Origin of the sequence: Streptacidiphilus rugosus AM-16, from assembly GCF_000744655.1 — a bacterium.
In the GTDB taxonomy this organism is placed as follows: domain Bacteria; phylum Actinomycetota; class Actinomycetes; order Streptomycetales; family Streptomycetaceae; genus Streptacidiphilus; species Streptacidiphilus rugosus.
This window is the reverse complement of sequence record NZ_JQMJ01000004.1, coordinates 5,711,212-5,734,967: the sequence shown is the minus strand read 5'-3', so window position 1 is coordinate 5,734,967 and position 23,756 is coordinate 5,711,212. Positions and strand designations below refer to the sequence as shown.

Genomic DNA, 23,756 nt, shown 5'->3' with positions numbered 1-23,756 from the left:
AGATGGTCAGTGGTGGACGTCGATGACGACGCGGGCCGGGGAGGTGAGGGTGAAGACCTGGAAGCTGGTGACGCCGTCCAGGGAGAGGCCGAGGTCGAGGTAGCCCTCGAAGTCGCTGGTCCGCTGAATGCCCTTGAGGGCGGGCAGGTTGACGGCCAGCGGATTGGCGGTGGTGTAGCAGTCGGCGCCGGTGACCTTGTCAGTGGTCGTCACGCCGGTGAACTGCAGATCGAGGTACTTCTGGCCGGGGATGAGGTAGGTCTTGGAGTCGCCCGAGGGCATCGGGTAGGTGTTGTCGGTCGTCAGGGCGGCGGTCCAGGCCGGCAGAGCGCTGCCGGAGACGTCCAGGACGAGTCGGTCGTAGCCGGTGTGGGCGCCGCTCCGGGCGGCGGTGATGTAGCTCCCGCCGGGAGTGCAGGACGGGCTGGTGGCGCCTGTGGCGGTGGGGGCGGTGATGAGGAGTCCAGCCGGGAGAGCCGCGGCGAGTGCCAGACTGCGGATCTTGCGTCGGGTCCATGACATGTCTGTCGTCGCTCCGTGTCTCGAACGGGTGGAAAGGGGGTGTGTCGGCGGCGTCGGGCCGTCAGTGGCGCAAGGCCTCGAGCGGTTCGATGCGGGCGGCCCGAAGAGCCGGGTAGAGGCCGGCGAGCAGGCCGATCCCTGCGCCGATCAGTGGGGCGGGCAGGACCGTCAACGGGTCGATCACCGCCGTCCAGTGCTTCGCCAGTGCGGTCGCCACGACGGTGGCCACGCCGCAGCTCGTTCCCACCAGGCCTCCGAGGAGGCCCAGTGCAGTCGATTCGGCAAGGAACTGTGTCGCGATGTGGCGTGGTCGGGCGCCCATGGATCGTCGCAGCCCGATCTCACCGGTCCGCTCCAGGACGGCGACCAGCGTGGTGTTGGCGATGCCGACGGCCCCGATGACCAGACAGATGGCGGCCAGGACCAGGAAGAGGCTGGACAGGTCACGGCTGACCTGGTCCCGCAGGCTGTGCGGGTCGGGTGGCGGAACGGCCTGCAGCAGGCCGGGCTGGTCGGGACGGAGGGCCAGCGGGGCCTGGCGGGCGATGAGTTGAGCTGCCCCGAGGCGGGTGTGCACCAGGGCCTGGGCGGGGGAGTCGACAGGTGGGCCGTAGAGGGAGAGGGCCGTGCTGGAGGGGATCATCATGCCGAGAAGGGTCTGCGGAAGCGACTCGGTGTCGGCGACGATCCCCAGCACGGTGTAGGCGACGCCGTTGACGAACACCGCAGGTTGGTTGTCGACCCGGGAGATGCCCAACTGGCGGGCGGCGGCCGCGCCGAGCAGGCAGACGTGTTCGCGGTGGCTCTGGTGGAAGGCGTTGTAGACCGTGCCTGCGGCAAGGCGGGGCTGCATCGCCTGGACGGCGCCGGGGGAGAGCGCGTACACGGACACGTCGCTGTCCGGCCGGGCCGTCGAGGCACCCGAGAGGTCAGGGCGAGCCGAGACGAGCGGATTGCGCAGCGGGACGACCCACCACACTCCGGCGGTCAGCACGCCGTTGAGGGCCTGCAGGCGGTCGTCGCTGTCCTGCGGGAAGTCCATCGCCGCACCTCTGGCCGTGGCGCCCTGGCCCGGTGTCGGATTGTCGTGGATGGTGACGGTGGTGTCCTCCAGGACGTTGAACGAATGCCCGATCTGTCCCGTCGCCGTGGAGGTCAGGCCCAGGACGGCCACGAACGCCCCGACCCCGAGGAGCGTGCCGAGCATCGTGAGGGCCGAGCGGGCGGGACGCTGTACCAGGCCGGTCAGCGCTTCGGAGAGGGTGTCGCGGACGCGCGGACGCGTGCGGTCGATCGGCGCCGGGTCAGACATCGCGGGCCCCCGCGAGGAGTGCGTCCGACGGGCTGCCGTCCGGCCCGGGCGTCAGCCTGCCGTCACGCAGCCGGATGGACCTGTGGGCCCGGCTCGCGACCTGGGGATCATGCGTGATGACGACCAAGGTGACGCCGGACCTGTTGAGCTCATCCAGGAGATCCATGACGGACTCCGCGGTGCGGCTGTCCAGGTTTCCGGTCGGCTCGTCGCACAGCACCAGGTCAGGTGTGTTGATCAGTGCCCGCGCGATGGCGACACGTTGTCGCTCGCCGCCGGACAGTGTGGTCGGCATGGCCGTGAGTCGATGTCCGAGACCCACCCGGCACAGCGCATCACTGGCTCGCTGACGGCGCTCGGCAGGCCTGGTGTGGAGGTAGACCTGGGCCAGCGCGACGTTCTCCGCGGCGCTCCGGTAGGGGAGCAGGTGGAAGGCCTGGAAGACGAAGCCGATCCGGCGGCCTCGCAGGGCGGCGCGGTCCCGCTCGCTCAACCTGGCCACATCGTGGCCGGCCAACTTGAGGATGCCGGAGGTCGGACGGTCCAGCAGCCCCAACAGGTTGAGCAAGGTGGACTTACCCGATCCGGAGGGGCCGAGTACTGCCAGGAAGTCACCCCGATGGACCGTGAGATCGAGAGGGTGCAGAGCGTGGACGGGTTGCTGCCCCGGGTAAGTGCGGCTGACACCGCGCAGCTCGAGTACGGCGTCGGCCGTTGCTTCCTCGCTCACTGGCCCACCACGACCCGGTCCCCGGTGGCGAGGACCCCGGCGGTCGGGGTGACCTCGACCATGCCGTCCGCCGAGACGCCGGTACTGACCGTGACGGTTCGCAGTGCTCCGCCGCCGTCCTGGACGGTCACCGTGGTGCGGGTGTCCGCACCTGCGGAGATCGCCGCCTCCGGGACCGCGAGAACAGGTCCCGAGGTAGCCGCCGCCGTGATGGTGATGCGGACGTCCTGTCCGGCGAAGGAGTTGGGCCACGGTTGGTCGGGCCTGACGATCAGGGGCAGATAGGCCGGTCCCGCGTCTGTCGGCGCGGTTCCCCCCGGAGCGGCGGCATCCGCTCCGGATGCCGTGCCCGAAGAGGTGGTCAGCGAACCCACGGAGTCCACGGTTCCCGCCGCCTGCTGCCCGGTCGTCTCCGACAGCACGCTCACGCGCATCCCCGCCTTCACCAGTCCACCGACGGATGGATCGAGCATTCCGGTCAACGTCATGCCGCCACGCGCCAGCGTGATGACCGGCCCCTTCACCGTGTCGCCGACCGCGACCGGCACGCCGGCCACCCTGGCCGGCAGTGTGGGCACGAACACCACCTCGGAAGCCGGCACCATGGTTCCGTCAGCGGCCTCGGCCTGCGCGAGGTCCGTCTGCGCCTGTGCCAGCTGGGACGGGGACGCCCCGTGTTGCGCGCGCAGGGTGTCGAGCTGTTGTTGCGCCGCCTTAACGGCGGCTGCCGTCGCCGCCCCTGTGACCGGCGTGTCATAACCCATGGATCTGTAGAGGTGCGTCACCGCGCGCTTCGTGCCCGGTCCGAAGGTCCCCTCCCCGTCCGGCCCCGTCGAGTACCCGAGCGAGTGCAGAGCTGCCTGGAGTTGCGCCACGTCCTTGCCACGGGCCGTCGGCACCAGGTCGCGGTACATCGGCAGCACGCCAGGCAGGGCGAAGACGGGCCTGCCCGAGTACTCGACCAACGGCCGACCCGCGCGGACCAGATCACCCTGGTACACGAACACCGCGGTGACCATCAATCCGGTCCCGGCCCCTGCCCCGGTGGGGGCCGAGGCCGTCCCGGCCACGCTGGTCGGCGTGGCCGAGACGGTACGACCGTCCGAGAACGTGCCGCGGAGCACGACGGTCTGGCGCAGCACCTGACGCTCGACCGGCGCCGTGATGACGCTCGCCCGTGGGGGGAGCGTGTCCGCCGCCGCCTGGGAAGGCGACTGCACGAATCCCGCGCCGACCACACCGCCGCCCGAGACCAGCAGCGCGGCCACTGCGGCAACCAGGACGGCCTTGCGCCTTCGGCGCAGCGGGTCGGGGTGAGTGCTCACATCAATGGTCACCTCGATCTACCGGCCGGCCAGCCAGCGCTGCGAGGCGTCGTTGTTCTTCAGAGTGGAGTCGAGGTTCACCGCACCGTTCACACCGCCGGCCGTGGCCTGGTACCAGTGGATGGCCTGGGAGGCTCCCTGGTAGTTGCTGTTGTAGTAGATGACGTAGTGGTGGGCCGAGTCGTCCAGCGCAGCCGAGGCGGCGTTGTTCTTCACGGCCTGACCCATTCCGGGCTGGGAGAGGTAGGGGTCCCAGGGGGCGATGTCGTAGACGTACTTGTAGTGGTCCCAGGTCTGCTCGCCGGTGAAAACGATTTCGTTGTTGTAGTCCGGCATGTCGCTGCAGATCGTTGCCTCCGCCCCCTGCGGCTGCTTTGCCGAGTTGAGCGAGTTGTAGTGCAGCACGAGCCCGTAGTCGGCCCAATTGCAGTTGGTGGGGCGCGAGAAGTAGTAGTCCGCCGCATTGGCGGCCGTCGGGTTGGTCAGAGCGAGCCCACTGAGGATGAGGGCACCGCTCAACACCATTCCGGCGCGACCGGAGGCGAAGCTCTTGATCATCATTGCTCCTGTCTGAGTTTCTGACTGTTGGGGAGACGGAACGTCCGTCCTTCAGGCCGCTGCTGCGACAGATCGCCTGACCGCGGCCGCGATCTGGTCACGTTCCTCGGTCAGCGCGAGTTGGTGCTGTTCGATCTGTTGCTGCTCGACCGCGCACTCGACCGTGAACCAGGTCCGTACGAGATCCGCACTCGCCTTGCAGTCCACGTCGGCGAGGGCGACCGCGATCTCCTGGCGGCTTGCCGACGGTCCGGCGCTGGAGGGTGCCAACGTCGGGGCATGGAAGGGAACGTCGACCTCATAGCCATGGCTGTGCATGCACTGCGACCACTGCCGTAGTGCGGTCTGTACGCGAGGGCTGGCCTGTGACTGATTCAGGCTGTCGTAGGCCAGCTTGTCGGCCAGACTCGTGTCGAAGGTGACCCCGAGCTTTCGGCCGGCCGCGCCCGCGCACCCACCGGCGGGAATGGCCCGGCCCGCGTAGGTGGGCAGCGACGCCGGCACACGCCCGCCGGCGGACGCCCCGGTGAGCACGAGGTGCTCCTGTGGGGACAGCGGTGCGGGCGGCTGCGGGCTGGTCGCGTCGCCGGCGACGTGGTAGCCGTACTGCGCCGCCTGGGCGCGGTCGGTGATTCCGTACCGCCGCGGCATGTTGGCGTCGTCGCTGCTCAGCGGGGCCGAGCCGGCCTGCTGGTCGGGGCTGTAGCTGAAGCCGTAGCCGGCCATGCAGGAGGTCTCGGCCTTGGCGAGCGCGGCCGAGATCGTCTGCTCCTGGTCGTAGCTCTCCATGTACGCCTCGAGGGGAAGCACCATCCCCTTGGCCAGGCCGACGTCCGGCGCGCCGGACGCAACAGCCCCTGCGGACGCCGAACCCGACCCCACCGAAGAGCTCCTGCTGGCGCTCACCCCCGATGAACAGGCCGAAGCAGTGAGCAGTGCGCCGAGGACGACCGCAGCGCTCACGACGTGACGAGCCCTCGGATCATGAACCGATCGTCGAAAATTCCTCATGGTTTCCCCGTTTGCCTGTCTTCCCCGTGCCGGTGACTGTCGCTGGACGTCATCGGCTCATCCAAGAAGGGCTGCCGCGTTCTTGATCGCGGCATCGAGCTGTTTCCGCTCGTTGGTCAGGGGGATCTGATTCTGTTCGATCATGGAGTTCTGGACCTTGGTCTCGGCGTTGGCCCAAATCGTGACCAGACCGGTCGACTTCTTGCAGAGGACGTCCGCGACCGCCACCTTGATCTCCGTCGGCGTGGCGGACGGGGTCGATGCGAACGGGACGACGCGGTCCATGGTTTCGGGGCTGTCCGCGTGGTAGCCCTTGGCGGCCATGCACGTTGTCCAGGCCCCGAGGGCCGCCTGGACACGCGGATCGGCAGCGGAACGGTCCAGACTCTCCATGTCGAGCCGCTCCGGGAGACCGGAGTCGACGTTCGCGTCCCCGATCCGTCGCATCGCCTCACCGGCGCAGCCACCCGTCGGCACGGGCAGGCCGCCGAACTCTCTCAGGGGCACCATGAGTCCGTTCCCACCCCTGGAGCCTCCGGCGAACACCGACTTCTCCTGCGGAGTCATCTGCTCGCTCGCCGGGTCGTTCTTGGGAATCGGCGTTTCGAGGTGGTATCCGTAGCGTTGCGCGATCGCGAGATCGGAAACTCCGTAGCGGCGCTCCATGTTGGCCGCGTCATGTCCGGGTGGCATGGACGCGTGGACCACGCGGCTCGGTGTCCTGAAGCCGTATCGGGCCATGCACGTGGATTCCAGCGCGAGGCCGGCGTTCTGCAGCGTCAGCGATTCGGAATCGGTCTCCATATAGGCTTCGAGCGGAAGCAGGAGACCTTGGGTCAGGTTGTCGGCCGAGTTCCCGGACAGAGAGGTCGGAAGGTCCGATCCCGGCCCGCGAGTGGAGGACGACGAACTTCCGGAGGTCGAGCACGCCGCTGTGGCCGCGATGAACGCGAGCACCACGGCGACACCCGCAGATGGAACTCTGGACGCACCAGTACGCATCAGCCGCAGCCGCAACTGACGGCGTACAGGGAGGCGTCGTGGTTCTTGAGGGTCGAGTTGAGGTTCACCCAACCGTAGGTGTACTGGTAGTCGGGGTTGATGGCCTGTCGGGCACCGCCGTACGAGCTGCCGGTGTAGACGTACTGCTCCGAGAGCGTGAAGCCGTTGTCGATCGAGGCCGCGTTGCTCTTCACCGGGTAGCCGGCGCCGTTGCCTCCGGAGAAGGCGTACTCGTTGAGGCAGTCGCCCACACCAGCTCCGCAGTAGTAGTAGTAGCCGATGAGATCGGGGACGGAGGCGTCGACCCCCCAGGTCGCCCCCGCGCCGTTCGAGTTGAAGTAGAGGCAGGTGCCCCAACCCCCGTTCGAGCAGGAGTTGTAGATCTTGCTCGTTGAGGCGTGGGCGGGCACGGTCACCCCGAGAAGCAGTGGGGAGGCCAGGGCGAGAGAGCCGAGCAGTCGTGCCATGTTCCGCTTCAGCGCTGGAGTCATGGTGGTGGCAGTTCCCATCTCATCGGGTGGGTGGCGTACTTGTCTGCGCCACCCACACCGTGCCGAAGGGTGCTACTGCTTCTATATCGGTGGGCTACCGGGAAGTTCCCACGGTCTCTCGGCTCGACGGTCGGTCGGTAGCGGTCGGCCGTGAAGGGCTCTGCTTCGGCTGTTCGCACCGGGCCCGGGAGTGGCGGGCGCGGATGCCGCGTTGCCTCTACCCAAAAGCCTCCGCGGGTCCTAAACTCCGGGAAACATGAGCACTGCTCATATGGCTGGAAGGGCCGCCATGAACCAGGCCGTGCACGAGAGCGTCGCCGCCGACGCCGCCGAGGTGTTCGCCGAGCCGGTCGAGCGGATGCGGCCCGGGTGGACCGTGGGGCTGTCGCTGGCCACGCTCGCCGTCTTCATGGCCTTCATGACGCCGATCCAGATCCTGCTCCCGCTGCAGCTCGAACACATCGATCCGCACGACAAGAACAACGCCCTCTCTCTCGTCACCGGCCTCGGCGCGCTCGTCGCCGTCGTCGCGAACCCGGTCGCCGGCGCGCTCTCCGACCGGACGGTGAGCCGGTTCGGGCGGCGGCGGCCGTGGATCCTCGGGGGAGCGGTCGCCGGGGCTGGCGGGCTCGCGGTGACCGCCGCGCAGCACACGGTCTGGGGCGTCGCGCTCGGGTGGTGCCTGGCGCAGGCGGGGCTGAACGCGATGCTCGCCGGGGTGAGCACGCCGGTCGCCGACCGGGTGCCGGTCGAGCAGCGGGCCCAGGTCAGCGGATGGACCGGGATCATGCAGTCGCTCGGCCTGGTGCTCGGCGCGCTGATCACCACGCTGCTGGTGACCGGCGTCTGGTCCGGCTACGGACTGCTCGCGCTGCTGACCGTCGTCCTGGCGCTGCCCTTCGTGCTGCGCCAGCGGGAGCCCGCACTGCCGCGCGCCCTGCGGCCCGCCTTCGACCCGCGTGCCTTCGCCAGGACGCTCTGGGTGAGCCCGCGGCAGCACCCGGACTTCGGCTGGGCCTGGTTGACCCGGTTCCTGATCAATCTGGGCAACGCCCTCGGCACGCTCTACCTCCTCTACTACCTCACCGACTCGGTCCACTACGGCGACCCCGGCACGGGTGTGCTGATCCTCACCGTCATCTACACGGTCTGCGCGGCGCTCACCGCGATCCCGGCCGGGGTGCTCTCGGACCGGATCGGACGGCGCAGGCCCTTCGTCGTGGCCTGTGCGGTGATCATGGGCGTGGCCGCGCTGATCCTCGCCTTCCTGCACAGCTGGGGGGCGGCGATGGCCGCCGCCGCGGTGCTCGGCGCCGGATTCGGGATCTACCTCGCCGTCGACCAGGCGCTGGTGACCCAGGTGCTGCCCGTGGCGCGGGACCGGGCCAAGGATCTCGGTGTGATCAATATCGCCAACTCGGGGCCGCAGGTCCTCGCCCCCGTCCTGGCCGCGCCGATCATCGCCCACCTCGGCGGCTACACCGGCCTGTATCTGGCGACTGCCCTGGTCACCGTCGTCGGCGGGGCACTCGTCCGCCGGGTCCGGGGTGTCGCCTGAAGTCAGGCACTGCCTTCGCCTGCCCGCCTGCGCACCGACCGGCCTCCGGCCGCCAATCGGCAACTTTTGCGAATCTCCTCTCCGTTCAGCCTTGACATGACTTCACCCCTTTGGCTCTCCTTGGAGTTCAGAAGTTGTATTCAAGGCCGAATCCAAGGCCGCAACGAGGGCTCCGTCGCAAGGGCGCGACGGTGAGGATGGAACGCAGATGTCCGTGGAAACGCCGGGATCCCAGTCGTCGCTGCACCGGGCCAACCTGGAGCGTGTGCTCCGGGCGGTCCGGATGGCGGGATCGCTGACCCAGGCCGAGATCGCCCGCAGCACCGGCCTCTCCGCCGCGACGGTCTCCAACATCGTCAGGGAGCTCAGCGAGGCGGGGACGGTGGTCGTCACGCCGACCTCCTCCGGCGGCCGCCGGGCCCGCAGCGTCTCGCTCAGCGCGGACGCGGGCATCGTCGTCGGCGTCGACTTCGGGCACTCCCACCTGCGGGTGGCCATCGGCAACCTGGCCCACCGGGTGCTCGCCGAGGAGAGCGAGCCGCTCGACACCGACGCCTCGGCCGACCAGGGCTTCGGCCGCACCGAGCAGCTGGTGGCCCGGCTGCTGGAGCAGACCGGCTTCCCCGCGGAGAAGGTCATCGGCGTCGGCCTCGGCGTCCCCGGCCCGATCGACGTGGAGACCGGCGCCCTCGGCTCCACGGCGATCCTGCCCGGCTGGACCGGGATCACTCCCGCCCAGGAGCTCTCCAGCCGCCTCGGCATGCCGGTCAGGGTGGACAACGACGCCAACCTCGGCGCGCTGGGCGAGCTGGTCTGGGGCGCCGGACGCGGACTCTCCGACCTCGCCTACATCAAGGTCTCCAGCGGTGTCGGCGCCGGGCTGGTCATCTCCGGGCAGATCTACCGCGGCCCGGGCGGCACCGCCGGCGAGATCGGCCACATCACCCTCGACGAGGCGGGCCCGGTCTGCCGCTGCGGCAACCGCGGCTGCCTGGAGACCTTCGTCAGCGCCCGGCACATCCTCGGTCTGCTGCAGCAGAGCCACGGCCAGGACCTGACCATGCCCAAGGTCGTCCAGCTGGCGCAGCGCGGCGACCTGGGCTGCCGTCGGGTGATCGCGGACGCGGGCCGCCAGATCGGCACCGGCGTCGCCAACATGTGCAACCTGCTGAACCCGCGCCGGGTGATCCTCGGCGGCGATCTGGCCGAGGCCGGCGACCTGGTGCTCGACCCGATCCGCGAGTCGGTCGCCCGCTACGCGATCCCGAGCGCCGCGCGGCAGCTCTCGGTGGTGCCCGGAACCCTCGGCGGACGGGCCGAGGTCCTTGGAGCCTTGGCGTTGGTCATGTCCGAAATGAGCGATTCCAACGCATTGCCGACGGGCTGACGTCCGGATTCCGGGCACCACTTCGCCGCCATGTCTTCAGGAAGATAACGAATGGGTTCGGATTGAACCTTCCTCGGTTTTACTTATTGACGCCATCTGGCTGCGCGGGGTTGACTCCCTCACACCTCGGTTCGCAACGTTGCGACCGCGTCAGGGAGGCACCCCAACGATGAACAGCACACTGCGCCGCACGGTCGTGGTCACCACTGCCGTTTCGATCGCTCTCGGCCTGGCCGCTTGTGGCAAGGCCGGCACCACCGCCAGCAGCTCTTCTTCCGCTTCCGCCGCGAGCGGCGGGGCCCAGGCCATCGGCCTGCTGCTCCCCGAGAACACCACCACCCGGTACGAGCAGTTCGACAAGCCGCTGTTCGAGGCGAAGGTCAAGGCCCTCGCCCCGAACGTCGAGGTCAAGTACGCCAACGCCGGTGGCAGCCCGCAGACGCAGGCGCAGCAGGTCCAGACGATGATCAACGCCGGGGTCAAGGTCCTGGTCGTCGACGCGCAGGACTCCGCGCAGATCAAGTCCTCGGTCATGGCCGCCAAGGCCAAGGGCATCAAGGTCGTCGCGTACGACCGCCTGGCCCAGGGCCCGGTCGACGCCTACGTCTCCTTCGACAACGAGAAGGTCGGCGAGCTGCAGGGCCAGGGCCTGCTGGACGCCATGGGCGCCAAGGCCACCCCGAGCGCCAAGGTCGTGGAGATCGACGGTGACTCGGCCGACCCGAACGCCGCCGACTTCAAGGCCGGCTTCACCAAGGCCGTCCAGGGCAAGGTCAACATCGCCTACGACGCCTCGGGCCTGTGGAAGCCCGACGTCGCCGCGCAGAAGGCCACCGCCGCCTTCAACCAGCTCGGCGCCGCGAACGTCGCCGGTGTCTACTCCGCGAACGACGGCATGGCCGCCGGTATCGTCACCTCGATGAAGACCGCGGGCGTCAAGGCCCCGATCGGTGGCCAGGACGCGCAGCTCGACGCGGTCCAGCGGATCATCGCCGGCACCCAGGCGTACACCGTCTACAAGGCGTACAAGCCGGAGGCCGAGGCCGCCGCGACCCTGGCCGTCGACCTGCTGAACGGCACCGGCGTCTCCTCGGTGGCCACCGCCACCAAGACCAGCGGCTCGGGCGACCAGGTCCCCTCCGACCTGCTGACCCCGGTCCTGGTGACCAAGGCGAACGTGGAGAGCACCGTCGTCGCCGACAACCTCTACACCGCCGCGCAGATCTGCACCTCGGACTTCGCCGCCGCCTGCACCGCCGCCGGCGTCAAGTAAGCAGATCAGCAGGTAGCCGGTCCGCCGGCATCCGGTCCGTCAGTTGCCGACTCCCGCACGGGGTTCCCGTGCGGGAGTCGGCGCGGGACAGTCAAGTCAGAGCTATATGCACTACCTCGCAGGCGCCACGGACGGCGCGGCAACCCACCCGAGGCACCGGGTGCGGAGAAGGAGTTGGTTCACGTGACAAGCGCGCCCGTACTGGCGTTGCGCGGAGTCTCCAAGCGGTTCGGCGCCGTCCAGGCGCTGACCGACGTCGAGCTGGAGGTCCACGCCGGAGAGGTGGTGGCCCTGGTCGGTGACAACGGAGCCGGCAAGTCCACCCTGGTCAAGACGATCGCGGGCGTGCACCCGATCGACGAGGGCGTGATCGAGTGGCAGGGGCGCTCGGTCTCGATCCAGCGCCCGCACGACGCCCAGCAGTTGGGCGTGGCCACCGTGTACCAGGACCTGGCGCTCTGCGACAACCTCGACGTGGTCGGCAACCTGTTCCTCGGCCGTGAGCTCAAGCGTCGCGGGACGCTCGACGAGGTCGCGATGGAGCAGAAGGCGCGGGAGCTGCTGGACACCCTGTCCATCCGCATCCCCAGCGTGCGGATCCCGATCGCGGGTCTCTCCGGCGGTCAGCGCCAGGTCGTCGCCATCGCCCGCTCGCTGATCGGCGACCCGAAGGTCGTCATCCTCGACGAGCCGACCGCCGCCCTCGGCGTCGAACAGACCGCCCAGGTCCTCGACCTGGTCGAGCGGCTGCGCGAGCGCAACCTCGGCGTCATCCTGATCAGCCACAACATGGCCGACGTCCGCGCCGTCGCGGACACCGTCGCCGTGCTGCGGCTGGGGAAGAACAACGGAACCTTCCCGGTCCAGCAGACCACCCAGGAGACCATCATCGCCGCGATCACCGGCGCCACCGACAACGCGGTGACCCGGCGTCAGGCGCGCACGGCGGAGGTAGCGAAGTGAGCAACTACACCAAGACTCCCGAGAAGACCCCGCCCCCCGCCATCGACCCGCGCCTGCTCGTGCGCGAGGAGGGCCTGGCCGGTTACCTCAGCGAGTTCAAGCGCAAGGTGCGCGGCGGCGAGATCGGCTCGCTGCCGGTCATCGTCGGGCTCGCGGTGATCTGGCTGGTCTTCGGCCTGAACGACAGCAAGTACTTCAGCCCGTCGACCGCCACCTACGTCGCCTACTGGATGCCCGGCGTCGGCCTGATCGCCGTCGGCCTCGTCTTCGTGCTGCTGCTGGGCGAGATCGACCTCTCGGTCGGTTCCGTCAGCGGTCTGTCCGCCGCGATCTACGCGGTGCTGGCGGTCACCCACGGGATGAACCCGTGGCTGGCGGTCGTCACCACGGTGCTGACCGGCGCGGGCATCGGTGCGGTGCACGGCTGGATCTTCGCCAAGATCGGCGTGCCGGCCTTCATCGTCACCCTGGCCGGCTTCCTGGTCTGGCAGGGCGCGATGCTCTGGGTCCTGGGCTCGACCGGCACCATCAACCTCACCGACCAGGGCCTGAACCACTACCTGTCCGGTGGCACCTACTTCCTCAACGGCGACATCTCCGGCGGCTACATCCTCGCCGTGCTGGCCGTCGCCTCGGCCGCGTACGGCAACTTCAGCGAGCAGGCCCGCCGCCGCAAGGCCGGGGTGCCGTTCAAGCCGACCGGTGAGCTGCTGATCCGTGTGGTGCTGCTGGCCGTGGGCGCGTTCGCCGCCGCCTACGTGCTGAACCAGGACCGCGGCGTGCCGGACGCGCTCATCGTCTTCCTCGCCCTGCTGATCATCTGCGACTTCGTGCTCCGCCGGACCTCCTACGGCCGCAAGATCTTCGCGGTCGGCGGCAACATCGAGGCGAGCCGCCGCGCGGGCATCTCGGTGGCCGCGATCCGGATCTCGGTCTACTCGATCTCGGGCGCCTTCGCCGCCCTCGGCGGTCTGGCCATCGCGGCCGAGACCGGTGCGGCCAGCCAGAGCGGTTCCGACCCGAACAACCTGATGATGGCGATCGCCGCGGCGGTCATCGGCGGCACCAGCCTCTTCGGTGGTCGCGGCCGGGTCTGGTCCGCGTTCCTGGGCATGCTGGTGATCTCGTCGATCCAGTACGGCCTGAACATGCAGAGCCTGAACCAGGACTTCGAGTACATGATCATGGGCATCGTGCTCCTCGCCGCCGTGATCGTCGACTCGCTGGCCCGCCGCACCCAGAAGTCCTCGGGCCGCGGCTGACCGCCGCCCCGACCGGATTGTTCGCCCGAACGGGCGCAGAACGCCGTCGGCCCTCCGCAACGTGAGCGGCGACTCTTGAGGGGGAGGACCCGCTCGCGGGGCTGACGGATCGCAAAAGGACTGCCCGGCACCGATACCGCTCCGGTGCCGGGCAGTCGCGCGTTCGGGACGGGCAACTAGACTGAGCGGATTCGGGCGCCTCGGCCGTCCCGGAAGCAAGGGCAACGGGCGACGGCGCCCGGTGCCGACAGAGATAGAGGAGGAACGGGTGGCCCTGCTGACCCGCATTCGGGGACCGCGCGATCTTGACCGTCTCAGCCCGGGACAGCTGGCCGTTCTGGCCGAGGAGATCCGGGGATTCCTGGTCGAGGAGGTCTCCAAGACGGGCGGCCACCTGGGGCCGAACCTCGGCGTCGTCGAGCTGACCATCGCGCTCCACCGGGTCTTCGAATCGCCCAAGGACCGGATCCTCTTCGACACCGGGCACCAGTCCTACGTCCACAAGATCCTCACCGGTCGTCAGGACTTCTCCCAGCTGCGCATCAAGGGCGGCCTGTCCGGCTACCCGTCGCGCGCCGAGTCCGAGCACGACGTGATCGAGAACTCGCACGCCTCCACCGTCCTCGGCTACGCCGACGGCCTGGCCAAGGCGAACCAGCAGCAGGGCCACGGCGACCGCCACGTCGTCGCGGTGATCGGCGACGGCGCGCTGACCGGCGGCATGGCCTGGGAGGCGCTGAACAACATCGCCGAGTCCCAGGACCGTCCGGTGATCATCGTGGTCAACGACAACGAGCGCTCCTACTCGCCGACCATCGGCGGTCTGGCCAACCACCTCGCCACGCTGCGCACCACCCAGGGCTACGAGCGCTTCCTGTCCTGGGGCAAGGACGCGCTGCAGCGCACCCCGGTCGTCGGCCAGTCGCTCTTCGAGACGCTGCACGGCGCGAAGAAGGGCCTCAAGGACTTCATCGCCCCGCAGGGCATGTTCGAGGACCTGGGCCTCAAGTACGTCGGCCCGATCGACGGCCACGACGTCCAGGCGGTCGAGTCCGCGCTGCGTCGCGCCCGCGGCTTCGGCGGCCCGGTCATCGTGCACTGCCTCACCCAGAAGGGCCGCGGCTACCGCGCGGCCGAGCAGAACGAGGAGGACCGCTTCCACGCGGTCCCGGTGATCCACCCGGACACCGGTCTGCCGGTGAAGACCGCCGGCCAGGACTGGACCTCGGTCTTCGGCGAGGAGATGGTCGCCATCGGCCGCGAGCGGCGCGACGTGGTGGCGATCACGGCCGCGATGCTGCACCCGGTCGGGCTGGCCCCCTTCGCCAAGGAGTTCCCCGAGCGCACCTACGACGTCGGCATCGCCGAGCAGCACGCCGCCGTCTCCGCGGCGGGCCTGGCCACCGGCGGCCTGCACCCGGTCGTCGCGGTCTACGCGACCTTCCTGAACCGCGCCTTCGACCAGGTCCTGATGGACGTGGCGCTGCACAGGTGCGGTGTGACCTTCGTGCTGGACCGTGCGGGCGTCACCGGCACCGACGGCGCCTCGCACAACGGCATGTGGGACATGTCGATCCTCCAGGTCGTCCCCGGCCTGCGGCTGGCCGCGCCGCGCGACTCGGACCAGCTGCGCGCGCAGCTGCGCGAGGCGGTCGCGGTCGAGGACGCGCCCACGGTGGTCCGCTACTCCAAGGGCACGGTCGGCCCGGCGGTCCCCGCGGTGGGGCGTGTCGGCGGCATGGACGTGCTGCGCGACGGCAGCGTGGACGGCGCGGACGCCGACGTGCTGATCGTCGCGATCGGCGCGATGGCCACGACCTGCCTGGACGCGGCCGAGCGGCTGGCGGCCCAGGGCATCAGCGCGACCGTGATCGACCCGCGCTGGGTCAAGCCGGTCGACCCCGAGCTGCCCGCGCTGGCCGCGCGTCACCGCGCGGTGATCACCGTCGAGGACAACGGCCGCGTCGGCGGCGTGGGCGCGACCATCGCCCAGGCCCTGCGCGACGCCGGCGTGGACGTCCCGCTGCGGGATCTGGGAATCCCGCAGCAGTTCCTCGACCACGCCAGCCGCGACCAGATCCTCGCCGAGATCGGCCTCACCGCCGAGGGTGTGGCGGAGAAGGCGGCCGCGCTGGTCGCCAAGATCTCCCTGGACCCGGCGGCGGTGCTGTAGCGGCGGCGTCCGGGCCAGGGGCGCGGGGAACCGCGCGCCTTTGGCGCCTGGCGCGGCATCCTGAGGAGAAGAGCCGGTTGCCTCTCCTCAGGGGCGCGGGGCTTTGCCTGTCGGCTTCGCCGTGTGGACGCGAGAAGCCACCCGGGTGGCCGATTCGCCGGGGCGAGCAGGGCCGTCCCCTTCGGGTGGTTCCTCGCGCGGTGTCCCCGCGCCCCTGGGGCAGCGGGCGCCGCGCAGCGGCGCGTGGGCGACGCGGTGGAGCGGAGAGGCAGTTGCAGGACGCCAGGGGCGTGAGGAACGGCGCGACCGGCCACCGAGGCGGTGGGTCGCCGAGCGGGCAGGGCCGTCCCGGCCAGGCGGTTGCTCGCGCCGTTCCCCGCGCCCCCGGGTGGTTGCCACTGCTCCTCGGCGCGTTGGTGGTCGTCACGCATCTGCCGATGTTCCTGCGGGCGTTCTGGAGCCCCGACGAGGGGTACCTCGCCACCGAGGCGCGGATGCTCGCGGCCGGGGGGACGCTCTACGGCGATGTCGTGGACCGGAAGCCGCCGCTGCTGCCCTGGCTCTACCAGGGCGCCTTCCAGGTGTTCGGGCCGGTCTCCCTGTGGCCGCTGCGCGTGCTCGCACTGGCCGCGCTGCTGGTCACCGCGCTGCTGGTGGCCTCCGTCGCGCGGCGGCGCTGGGGCGGGAGTGCGGGGACGGTCGCGGGCGTGTTCTGCGTGCTGCTGAGCACCGGGCTCGCCCCGGAGGACACCCAGGCGGCCACCTTCGAGGTCTTCATGCTGCCCGCCACCGCGGCCGCGTTCTGGCTCGCCGACCGTCGCCTCTGGGGCGCCGCCGGGGTCGCCACCGCCGCCGCCGCGATGGTGAAGCAGACCGGCGGAGCGGTGCTGCTGCCGATTCTGTGGATGCTGTACCGGACACGCGGCGGAGGGCGGGCCCGAGGGCTGCTGCGGCTGGCGCTCGGCTGCGTGCTCCCGGTCCTGGCCCTCGCGCTGCTCACCGGGCCGGGGAACTTCCTCTTCTGGGTCGTCTCCGGAAGCGGCGACTACGCCGCCCTCGACGGCGCCTGGCTGACCGCTCTGGGCCGTGCCGCCGGCAACGCCGGGATCCTCGCCGCCGCCGGGCTCGTGCTGGTCCTCGCCGTCGCCCGGCGCCCGCGTGCCTCGCTGCGCGAGGACGGCGACCTGTGGATCTGGTTCGGCGGCTCCGTACTCGGCGTCATGACCGGACTGCACTTCTTCGGCCACTACTACCTCCAACTCGTGCCGCCGCTGGCCCTGCTCGGCACCGCCGCGCTGGTCCGCCTCGGAGGGCGCTGGACCCGGACCGCGGTGGTGTGGACGGCGGCGGCGAGCGCCGTCTTCCTCGTACTCGGGCTCGTGTCGCCGACCACGGACGTGACCAGGGCCCGGGCCGTGGCCGCCGCGATCGACGCCCGGACCACCCCGCGGCAGTCGGTCCTGGTCTGGGGGATGCATCCGGAGATCTACTGGCTGGCCGACCGCACGCCCGCCAGCCGCTACCTCACGGCGGGCCTGCTCACCAACTTCGCCGGCGGGCGCGACGGCAGGGGCGTCGGCGTGGCGAGGGGCATGGCGGGCGCCTGGACCGTCTTCGAGCAGGAGCTCCGCTCGCGGCCGCCGGAGCTGATCGTGGACGACTCCAGGGGCGCGCCGTATGCGCCGGATCACATCGCTCCGCTCGCGGCCCTGCTCGCCCGGCAGTACCGGGAGGTCGGCACGGTCGGCGGCGCGATTCTTTACCAGCTCACGCCAGGATCCGGTTGAAGGGTTCACAGCGCCGCATGACATCCTGAACCCCTATCCGCAGAGGCATGCGGTGATCAGAGGTTGAGGATGGGTGGAAGTGAAGCGCTCCACGGCTAAGAGTCCGCAGACGCCAGGGGCAGAGGTCCGCAAGGTGCGGTGGCAGCGATGGCTGGTCATCGGCAGTGCGGTGGCTGCCGTCTTCGTCGTCGCGGGTCTGATCGGGTCCGTCGTGCGGGCGCACAAGGAGACCCAGCTGGCGCTGCCCAGCGGCGCCGCGGGTGCCAGCGGTCTCGCGATCCCGGTGGTCGGGAAGTCGCCGGTCACCCTGACGGTCTACGAGGACATGCGCGACCCGGCCTCGGAGACCTTCGAGACCACCTACGGCCCGACCCTGGACAAGCTCGTCCACGCGGGTCTGGTGACGGTGAACTACCGCGAGGTCGCCGACGTCGACGCCAAGCAGGGCGGCAGCGGCTCGCTGCAGGCCGGCAACGCGCTCGGGTGCGCCGCGAACGCGAAGAAGTTCGCGGAGTACCGCGCCGAGCTGCTGCGCAACCAGCCCGCCGAGTCGGACGACGCCTTCGCCTCGACCGGGACGCTGATCTCGCTGGCGAAGAAGGTCAAGGGCCTGGACTCGGACGTGTTCCGCGCCTGCGTGAACAACGGCGACTTCAAGGTCTGGGTCAAGACGTCCACCAGCCAGTTCGACGCCGCCCAGTTCGGCGCGGTCCCGGTGCTGCAGATGCACGGCAGCAACGTCAAGCAGAGCCCGACGCCGAGCCCGAGCCCCAGCGCCAGTGCCGGCGGCGACGCGGCCCAGGGGACGGTGCTGATCTCCGCCACACAGACCCTGACGCCCGCGCAGCTGCTCGCCAAGGTCTACGTCGCGGCCACCGGCATCACGCCGACGGCCAAGCCGGTCGCGAAGGTGCCCGCCGGCGCCCTGCCGAGCGCCTCCACGGGCGCCCACAAGGCGTCCACCCGCGGCGGGAAGAAGCCCGCTGCCACCGGCTCCGCCGCGGCGACGCCGACGAGCTGAACCCGGAGCGACGCCGAAGGGCGGTTGTCCCGGTCGATCGACCGGGACAACCGCCCTTCGGCGTTGTGCAGCTGCGACTAGGCGGGAACGCTCGCCACGCCGGGGGCGAGGAAACGCTTGCCGTTGACGCGCTCGGAGACGCCCTCACGGTCCAGGTACGGGGTGATCCCGCCCAGGTGGAAGGGCCAGCCCGCACCGGTGATCAGGCACAGGTCGATGTCCTGGGCCTCGGCGACGACGCCCTCGTCCAGCATCAGCTGGATCTCCTGGGCGATGACGTTCAGCGCGCGCTCGCGGACCTGCTCCTCGGTGAGGACCTTGTCGCCGATCTGCAGCAGCGCGACGACCTCGGGGTCCAGCTCCTGCTGACCCGACGCCCAGGTGTAGAAGCCGCGCTTGCCGGCCTGGACGACGCGGGCCAGGTTCTCGGAGACGAAGAAGCGCTCGGGGAAGGCCGTGTGCAGCGTCTCCGACACGTGCAGGGCGATGGCCGGACCGACCAGCTCCAGCAGCACGATCGGGGACATCGGCAGACCGAGCGGCTCGACGCCCTTCTCGGCGACGGCGATCGGGGTGCCCTCGTCGATGATCTGCTGGATCTCGCCCATGAAGCGGGTGAGGATGCGGTTCACGACGAACGCCGGGGCGTCCTTGACCAGCACGGCTGTCTTCTTCAGCTTCTTGGCCACGCCGAAGGCGGTGGCCAGCGAGGCGTCGTCGGTCTGCTCGCCGCGGACGATCTCCAGCAGCGGCAGCACGGCGACCGGGTTGAAGAAGTGGAAGCCGACGACCCGCTCCGGGTGCTCCAGCTTGGAGGCCATCTCGGAGACCGAGAGCGAGGAGGTGTTGGTGGCCAGGATGCACTCGGGCGAGACCACGGCCTCGACCTCGGCGAACACCTGCTGCTTGACGCCCATCTCCTCGAACACGGCCTCGATGACGAAGTCCGCGTCGCCGAAGGCGGCGGCCTTGTCGAGCGAGCCGGAGACGAGGCCCTTGAGGCGGTTCGCCTGGTCGCCGTTGACGCGGCCCTTGGCGAGCAGCTTGTCGATCTCGCCGTGGACGTAGCCGACGCCCTTGTCGATGCGCGCCTGGTCGATGTCGGTCAGCACGACCGGCACCTGGAGGCGGCGGGCGAAGAGCAGCGCCAGCTGCGAGGCCATCAGGCCCGCGCCGACGACGCCGACCTTGGTGACCGGGCGGGCCAGCGACTTGTCCGGCGCACCGGCCGGGCGCTTGCCGCGCTTCTGCACCAGGTTGAAGGCGTAGATGCCGGAGCGCAGCTCGCCGCCCATGATCAGGTCGGCCAGCGCGGCGTCCTCGGCGTCGAAGCCCGCCTGCAGGTCGCCGTCCTTGACCTGCGCGATGATGTCCAGCGCCCGGTAGGGAGCCGGCGCGGCGCCGTGGACCTTGCCGTCGGCGACGGCGCGGCCCCAGGCGACGGCCTGGTCCCAGGCCTCGCCGCGGTCGATCTCGGGACGCTCCACGGTGGTCGCGCCGGTCAGCACCTGGGCGGCCCAGAGCAGCGACTGCTCGACGAAGTCGGCCGGCTCGAAGATCGCGTCGGCGATCCCCAGCTCGAACACGTCCTTGCCCTTGAGCTGCTTGTTCTGCGAGAGCGAGTTCTCGATGATGACCGTGACGGCCTTGGCCGCGCCGATCAGGTTCGGCAGGATCGTGCAGCCGCCCCAGCCCGGCACCAGGCCGAGGAAGCACTCCGGCAGCGAGAAGGCCGGCAGGCCGCTGCTGACGGTGCGGTAGCTGCAGTGCAGACCGACCTCGACGCCGCCGCCCATCGCCGCGCCGTTGTAGAAGGCGAAGCTGGGGACGGGCAGGGCCGCGATCCGCTTGAAGACGTCGTGGCCGCCCTTGCCGATGGCCAGCGCGTCGCTGTGCTCCTTGAGCACCTCGACGCCCTTCAGGTCGGCGCCCACGGCGAAGATGAACGGCTTGCCGGTGATGCCGACGGCGACGATCTCGCCGGCCGCGGCCTCGCGCTCCACCTGGTCCAGCGACTCGCTCAGCTTGGCGAGCGAGCCGGGGCCGAAGGTGGTCGGCTTGGTGTGGTCGAAGCCGTTGTCCAGGGTGATCAGCGCGAAGCGGCCGGCGCCCAGGGGGAGGTCGAGGTGACGCACGTGAGCGGTCGTCACGACCTCGTCGGGGAAGAGCTCGTGAGCCCGCTGCAGCATCTCGGTGGTGGTGGTCATCACTTGCTCCCGTTACCGTCGAAGTGCGGGTTCTCCCAGATGACCGTGGCGCCCATGCCCATGCCGATGCACATGGAGGTCAGGCCGTACCGGACGTCAGGACGCTGCTCGAAGCGGCGGGCCAGCTGGGTCATCAGGCGGACGCCGGAGGAGGCCAGCGGGTGGCCGAAGGCGATCGCGCCGCCGTAGGGGTTGACCCGCTCGTCGTCGTCGGCGATGCCGAAGTGGTCGAGCATGGACAGCACCTGGATGGCGAAGGCCTCGTTGATCTCGAACGCGCCGATGTCGGCGATCGTCAGACCGGCCTTGGCCAGCGCCTTCTCCGTGGCCGGGACCGGGCCGATGCCCATGACCTCGGGCTCCACGCCGACGAAGGCGTAGGAGACCATGCGCATCTTGACCGGCAGGCCCAGCTCGCGCGCGACGTCCTCGGCGGCGATCAGGGAGGCGGTGGCGCCGTCGTTGAGACCGGCCGCGTTGCCCGCGGTGATCCGGCCGTGCGGCCGGAACGGGGTCTTGAGGCCCGTCAGCGACTCGAGCGTGGTGCCCGGGCGCATCGGCTCGTCCTCGGTGGCCAGGCCCCAACCGGTCTCGCCACCGGCCGGGTTGGTGCGGCGGATGGCGACCGGGACCAGGTCCGGCTGGATGTTGTTGTCCGCGTAGGCCTTGGCGGCCTTCTCCTGGCTGCGGACGGCGTACTCGTCGCAGCGCTCCTTGGTCAGGTGCGGGAACCGGTCGTGCAGGTTCTCCGCCGTCATGCCCATGAACAGGGCGGACTCGTCGAACAGCTTCTCGGAGAGGAAGCGCGGGTTCGGGTCGACGCCCTCGCCCATGGGGTGGCGGCCCATGTGCTCGACGCCGCCGGCGACGGCGATGTCGTAGGCGCCGAAGGCGATGCCGCCCGCGACCGAGGTGACGGCGGTCATCGCGCCGGCGCACATGCGGTCGATGGAGTAGCCGGGGACGGTCTTGGGCAGGCCCGCCAGCAGCGCGGCGGAGCGGCCCAGGGTCAGGCCCTGGTCGCCGATCTGGGTGGTGGCGGCGATGGCGACCTCGTCCACGAGCGCCGGGTTCAGGCCCGGGTTGCGGCGGAGCAGCTCCCGGATCGCCTTGATGACCAGGTCGTCGGCGCGGGTCTCGGCGTAGATGCCCTTGGGGCCTGCCTTGCCGAAGGGGGTGCGGACGCCGTCGACGAAGACGACGTCCCTCGCGGTACGAGGCACGGTGGCTCTCCTCCCAGGCGCGCGCGCCTTACGCGGGCGCCGATGCGGACACGATGGGGCAGTCGCGCGCGTGCCCAGCGACAGCGACTGCGACGTCCCATCTGTGATGCTACCCGCCGGTAACCAGCTGGCCAAGGAGGGACGGAGTGAGCCGTGGGTCACTCTCGGCCGCACCGGGTGCCGGGTTCCGCCTCGTCGTCGGGGCGACGGCCGCGACGGGCCCAGCCGGCCTCGCCCCGGGACCACCTCAGGGGCGCGAGGAACTGCGCGCCTCGGCGCGACGGCGCGGCGCCTCACGGCAGGGAGCGAGTTGCACCATCCCAGGGGCGCGGGGAACTGCGCGAGAAACCACCCGGTGCGGATGGCACTGTTCGGTGAGGACCCATCCGCCTGGGGTGGTTTCTCGCGCACGCAGTTGATCAAGCAGAGACCCGCGCCCCTGGGGGTTGCAACCGACCCTCTGCCGAGAAGGCTCGCGTGCCGAGGTGGTAGCGAGCCGGGGCAGGAGGCCTCACTCGCCGCCGGGGCGGGTGCCGGTGGCGCGGCGGGGGGTCGAGCCGGGGGCTGCCGCGGTGCGGGGGCTGCCGTTGGCCGCGGTCGTGCCCAGGCCGGCGGCGTCCTTGCCCGGACCGGACATGGTGGTGACCCGCGGCTCGGGGCGGGCGCCCGCGTACGCCTTCGCGATGACCGGGGAGACCAGCTCGACCTGCCACTCGCGTGCGCCCAGCGCCCGCAGCGCGTCCGCGACCGCCGGGGCGCTCGCGGGCGCGGGGGCGCCCAGGAGACGCGGCGGACCAGCTCGGGGGTGATCAGGTTCTCCTGCGGCAGGTTCAGCTTCTCCGCGAGCGCGGTCACCGCGGCGCGTGCCGCGGACAGGCGTGCCGCGGCCATCGGGTCCTTGTCGGCCCAGGACCGGGGCGGCGGCGGGCCGTCGTGCGGCGCGGTCGCGGGCGGCAGCAGGTGCTCGGGGATCGCGCGGGCGGCGTCGATCGCCGCTATCCACTGCTCGAGCGCCCGCCGGTGCACCCGCGGACCGAAGCCGGGCACGGCCTGCAGCGCGGCCGCGGACAGCGGCATGACCAGCGCGGCGGCCACGATCGCGGCGTCGGAGAGGACCCGGCCGGGGGAGACGTCCCGCTCCCTGGCCATCCTGTCGCGGGTCTGCCACATCTCGCGCACCGCGGCCAGCTGACGGCGGCGGCGCACCTTGTGCACGCCGGAGGTCCGGCGCCACGGGTCGGTGCGCGGCGCGGCGGGCGGCGCGGCGGCGATCGCCGCGAACTCCTGCAGCGCCCACTCCAGCTTGCCCTGGTCGCGCAGCTCCTGCTCCAGCGCGTCCCGCAGGTCCACCAGGACCTCGACGTCGAGCGCGGCGTAGCGCAGCCACGGCTCGGGCAGCGGCCGGGTGGACCAGTCGACGGCGGAGTGCCCCTTCTCCAGGGTCAGCCCGAGCACGCTCTCGACCATCGGCCCGAGGCCGACGCGGGGGAAGCCGGCGAGCCGGCCCGCGAGCTCGGTGTCGAAGAGGGAGGTCGGCCGCATGCCGAGCTCGGCGAGGCAGGGCAGGTCCTGGGTGGCCGCGTGCAGCACCCACTCGGTGTCGGCCAGTGCCTCCCCGAGCGCGGTCAGATCGGGGCACCCGACCGGATCGATCAGTGTGCTGCCCGCGCCCGCGCGCCGCAGCTGGACCAGATAGGCGCGCTGCCCGTAGCGGTAGCCGGAGGCCCGCTCGGCGTCGATCGCCACCGGACCGCTGCCGGCGGCGAAGCGGGCCACGACCTCCGCGAGCGCGTCCGCGTCGGCGACGACGGGCGGAATGCCCTCACGCGGTTCGAGCAGGGGGACCGCTTGCCCGGGGGCTTCGCTGCTGGTGCTGTCGATGGCGTCTTCACGGGCGTCGGTCACCCCCCAAGCCTACGCCCGCGCACGCTCCACGCTCCTGCGCGCGCCG

The 23,756-nt window shown here is 70.8% G+C and carries 18 protein-coding genes and 1 pseudogene; 8 read left to right on the top strand and 11 right to left on the bottom strand.

Going from position 1 to position 23,756, the window contains the following annotated elements; translation table 11 throughout:
• Nucleotides 1-6 precede the first annotated feature (6 nt).
• The 8 genes from BS83_RS35165 to BS83_RS35130 all read right to left on the bottom strand — a co-directional run bounded on the left by BS83_RS35165 (nt 7) and on the right by BS83_RS35130 (nt 6,951).
• Nucleotides 7-522, bottom strand: a complete 516-nt coding sequence (locus tag BS83_RS35165; RefSeq protein ID WP_037607392.1) for an AMIN-like domain-containing (lipo)protein — start codon at nt 520-522, stop codon at nt 7-9.
• Between the two features lie 61 nt (nt 523-583).
• The gene (locus tag BS83_RS35160) at nt 584-1,834 is read right to left on the bottom strand and encodes an ABC transporter permease (RefSeq protein WP_037607391.1); all 1,251 of its coding nucleotides are present in this window, start codon (nt 1,832-1,834) and stop codon (nt 584-586) included.
• On the bottom strand, nt 1,827-2,564 hold the full coding sequence (locus tag BS83_RS35155; RefSeq protein WP_084714614.1) for an ABC transporter ATP-binding protein: 738 nt from the start codon (nt 2,562-2,564) through the stop codon (nt 1,827-1,829). Before BS83_RS35155 ends, BS83_RS35160 begins: the two co-directional genes overlap by 8 nt.
• On the bottom strand, nt 2,561-3,889 hold the full coding sequence (locus BS83_RS35150; RefSeq protein WP_037607390.1) for a peptidoglycan-binding protein: 1,329 nt from the start codon (nt 3,887-3,889) through the stop codon (nt 2,561-2,563). The genes BS83_RS35155 and BS83_RS35150 overlap by 4 nt, the downstream gene beginning before the upstream one ends.
• 18 nt (nt 3,890-3,907) lie before the next feature.
• The gene (locus tag BS83_RS42530; RefSeq protein WP_051944572.1) at nt 3,908-4,450 is read right to left on the bottom strand and encodes a hypothetical protein; all 543 of its coding nucleotides are present in this window, start codon (nt 4,448-4,450) and stop codon (nt 3,908-3,910) included.
• Nucleotides 4,451-4,498: 48 nt separating this feature from the next.
• A complete protein-coding gene (locus BS83_RS35140; RefSeq protein ID WP_157597452.1) occupies nt 4,499-5,329 on the bottom strand; it encodes a hypothetical protein in 831 nt (276 codons plus the stop codon).
• A 186-nt stretch (nt 5,330-5,515) separates the two neighbouring features.
• Entirely contained in the window at nt 5,516-6,418 is a 903-nt protein-coding gene (locus tag BS83_RS35135; protein WP_157597451.1) for a hypothetical protein, read from the bottom strand.
• Nucleotides 6,419-6,459: 41 nt separating this feature from the next.
• Nucleotides 6,460-6,951, bottom strand: a complete 492-nt coding sequence (locus tag BS83_RS35130; protein ID WP_157597450.1) for a hypothetical protein — start codon at nt 6,949-6,951, stop codon at nt 6,460-6,462.
• Nucleotides 6,952-7,309: 358 nt separating this feature from the next.
• Between BS83_RS35130 and BS83_RS35125 the strand changes: the two genes are divergently transcribed.
• The 8 genes from BS83_RS35125 to BS83_RS35090 all read left to right on the top strand — a co-directional run bounded on the left by BS83_RS35125 (nt 7,310) and on the right by BS83_RS35090 (nt 18,375).
• Nucleotides 7,310-8,509: an MFS transporter gene (locus BS83_RS35125; RefSeq protein ID WP_232248780.1), complete on the top strand. Its 1,200-nt coding sequence runs from the start codon at nt 7,310-7,312 to the stop codon at nt 8,507-8,509.
• Between the two features lie 214 nt (nt 8,510-8,723).
• On the top strand, nt 8,724-9,896 hold the full coding sequence (locus BS83_RS35120) for an ROK family transcriptional regulator (RefSeq protein ID WP_037610575.1): 1,173 nt from the start codon (nt 8,724-8,726) through the stop codon (nt 9,894-9,896).
• Nucleotides 9,897-10,065: 169 nt separating this feature from the next.
• The gene (locus BS83_RS35115) at nt 10,066-11,169 is read left to right on the top strand and encodes a sugar ABC transporter substrate-binding protein (RefSeq protein WP_037607387.1); all 1,104 of its coding nucleotides are present in this window, start codon (nt 10,066-10,068) and stop codon (nt 11,167-11,169) included.
• A 174-nt stretch (nt 11,170-11,343) separates the two neighbouring features.
• The gene (locus BS83_RS35110; RefSeq protein ID WP_198035372.1) at nt 11,344-12,132 is read left to right on the top strand and encodes an ATP-binding cassette domain-containing protein; all 789 of its coding nucleotides are present in this window, start codon (nt 11,344-11,346) and stop codon (nt 12,130-12,132) included.
• Complete coding sequence (locus BS83_RS35105) at nt 12,129-13,394, top strand: sugar ABC transporter permease (protein ID WP_051944569.1); 1,266 nt, start codon at nt 12,129-12,131, stop codon at nt 13,392-13,394. The genes BS83_RS35110 and BS83_RS35105 overlap by 4 nt, the downstream gene beginning before the upstream one ends.
• 268 nt (nt 13,395-13,662) lie before the next feature.
• On the top strand, nt 13,663-15,567 hold the full coding sequence (gene dxs / locus BS83_RS35100; RefSeq protein WP_037607384.1) for a 1-deoxy-D-xylulose-5-phosphate synthase: 1,905 nt from the start codon (nt 13,663-13,665) through the stop codon (nt 15,565-15,567).
• 437 nt (nt 15,568-16,004) lie between these two features.
• The gene (locus tag BS83_RS35095) at nt 16,005-17,354 is read left to right on the top strand and encodes a glycosyltransferase family 39 protein (RefSeq protein WP_157597593.1); all 1,350 of its coding nucleotides are present in this window, start codon (nt 16,005-16,007) and stop codon (nt 17,352-17,354) included.
• A 79-nt stretch (nt 17,355-17,433) separates the two neighbouring features.
• Nucleotides 17,434-18,375, top strand: a complete 942-nt coding sequence (locus BS83_RS35090) for a DsbA family protein (RefSeq protein ID WP_157597449.1) — start codon at nt 17,434-17,436, stop codon at nt 18,373-18,375.
• A 77-nt stretch (nt 18,376-18,452) separates the two neighbouring features.
• Here BS83_RS35090 and BS83_RS35085 read toward each other — a convergent pair whose 3' ends face one another.
• The 3 genes and pseudogenes from BS83_RS35085 to BS83_RS46810 all read right to left on the bottom strand — a co-directional run.
• Entirely contained in the window at nt 18,453-20,582 is a 2,130-nt protein-coding gene (locus tag BS83_RS35085) for a 3-hydroxyacyl-CoA dehydrogenase NAD-binding domain-containing protein (RefSeq protein WP_037607381.1), read from the bottom strand.
• Complete coding sequence (locus BS83_RS46815) at nt 20,582-21,805, bottom strand: thiolase family protein (protein WP_037610572.1); 1,224 nt, start codon at nt 21,803-21,805, stop codon at nt 20,582-20,584. The genes BS83_RS35085 and BS83_RS46815 overlap by 1 nt, the downstream gene beginning before the upstream one ends.
• 667 nt (nt 21,806-22,472) lie before the next feature.
• Nucleotides 22,473-23,710, bottom strand: a pseudogene (locus BS83_RS46810) (HRDC domain-containing protein); the annotation flags it as partial.
• Nucleotides 23,711-23,756: the final 46 nt, after the last annotated feature.

Bases quoted from the DNA above. Each gene is read 5' to 3' on its own strand.
- BS83_RS35165 (WP_037607392.1), bottom strand. From the start codon at position 522: ATGTCATGGACCCGACGCAAGATCCGCAGTCTGGCACTCGCCGCGGCT.
- BS83_RS35160 (WP_037607391.1), bottom strand. From the start codon at position 1,834: ATGTCTGACCCGGCGCCGATCGACCGCACGCGTCCGCGCGTCCGCGAC.
- BS83_RS42530 (WP_051944572.1), bottom strand. From the start codon at position 4,450: ATGATGATCAAGAGCTTCGCCTCCGGTCGCGCCGGAATGGTGTTGAGC.
- BS83_RS35130 (WP_157597450.1), bottom strand. From the start codon at position 6,951: ATGACTCCAGCGCTGAAGCGGAACATGGCACGACTGCTCGGCTCTCTC.
- BS83_RS35125 (WP_232248780.1), top strand. From the start codon at position 7,310: ATGCGGCCCGGGTGGACCGTGGGGCTGTCGCTGGCCACGCTCGCCGTC.
- BS83_RS35115 (WP_037607387.1), top strand. From the start codon at position 10,066: ATGAACAGCACACTGCGCCGCACGGTCGTGGTCACCACTGCCGTTTCG.
- BS83_RS35095 (WP_157597593.1), top strand. From the start codon at position 16,005: ATGTTCCTGCGGGCGTTCTGGAGCCCCGACGAGGGGTACCTCGCCACC.
- BS83_RS35085 (WP_037607381.1), bottom strand. From the start codon at position 20,582: ATGACCACCACCACCGAGATGCTGCAGCGGGCTCACGAGCTCTTCCCC.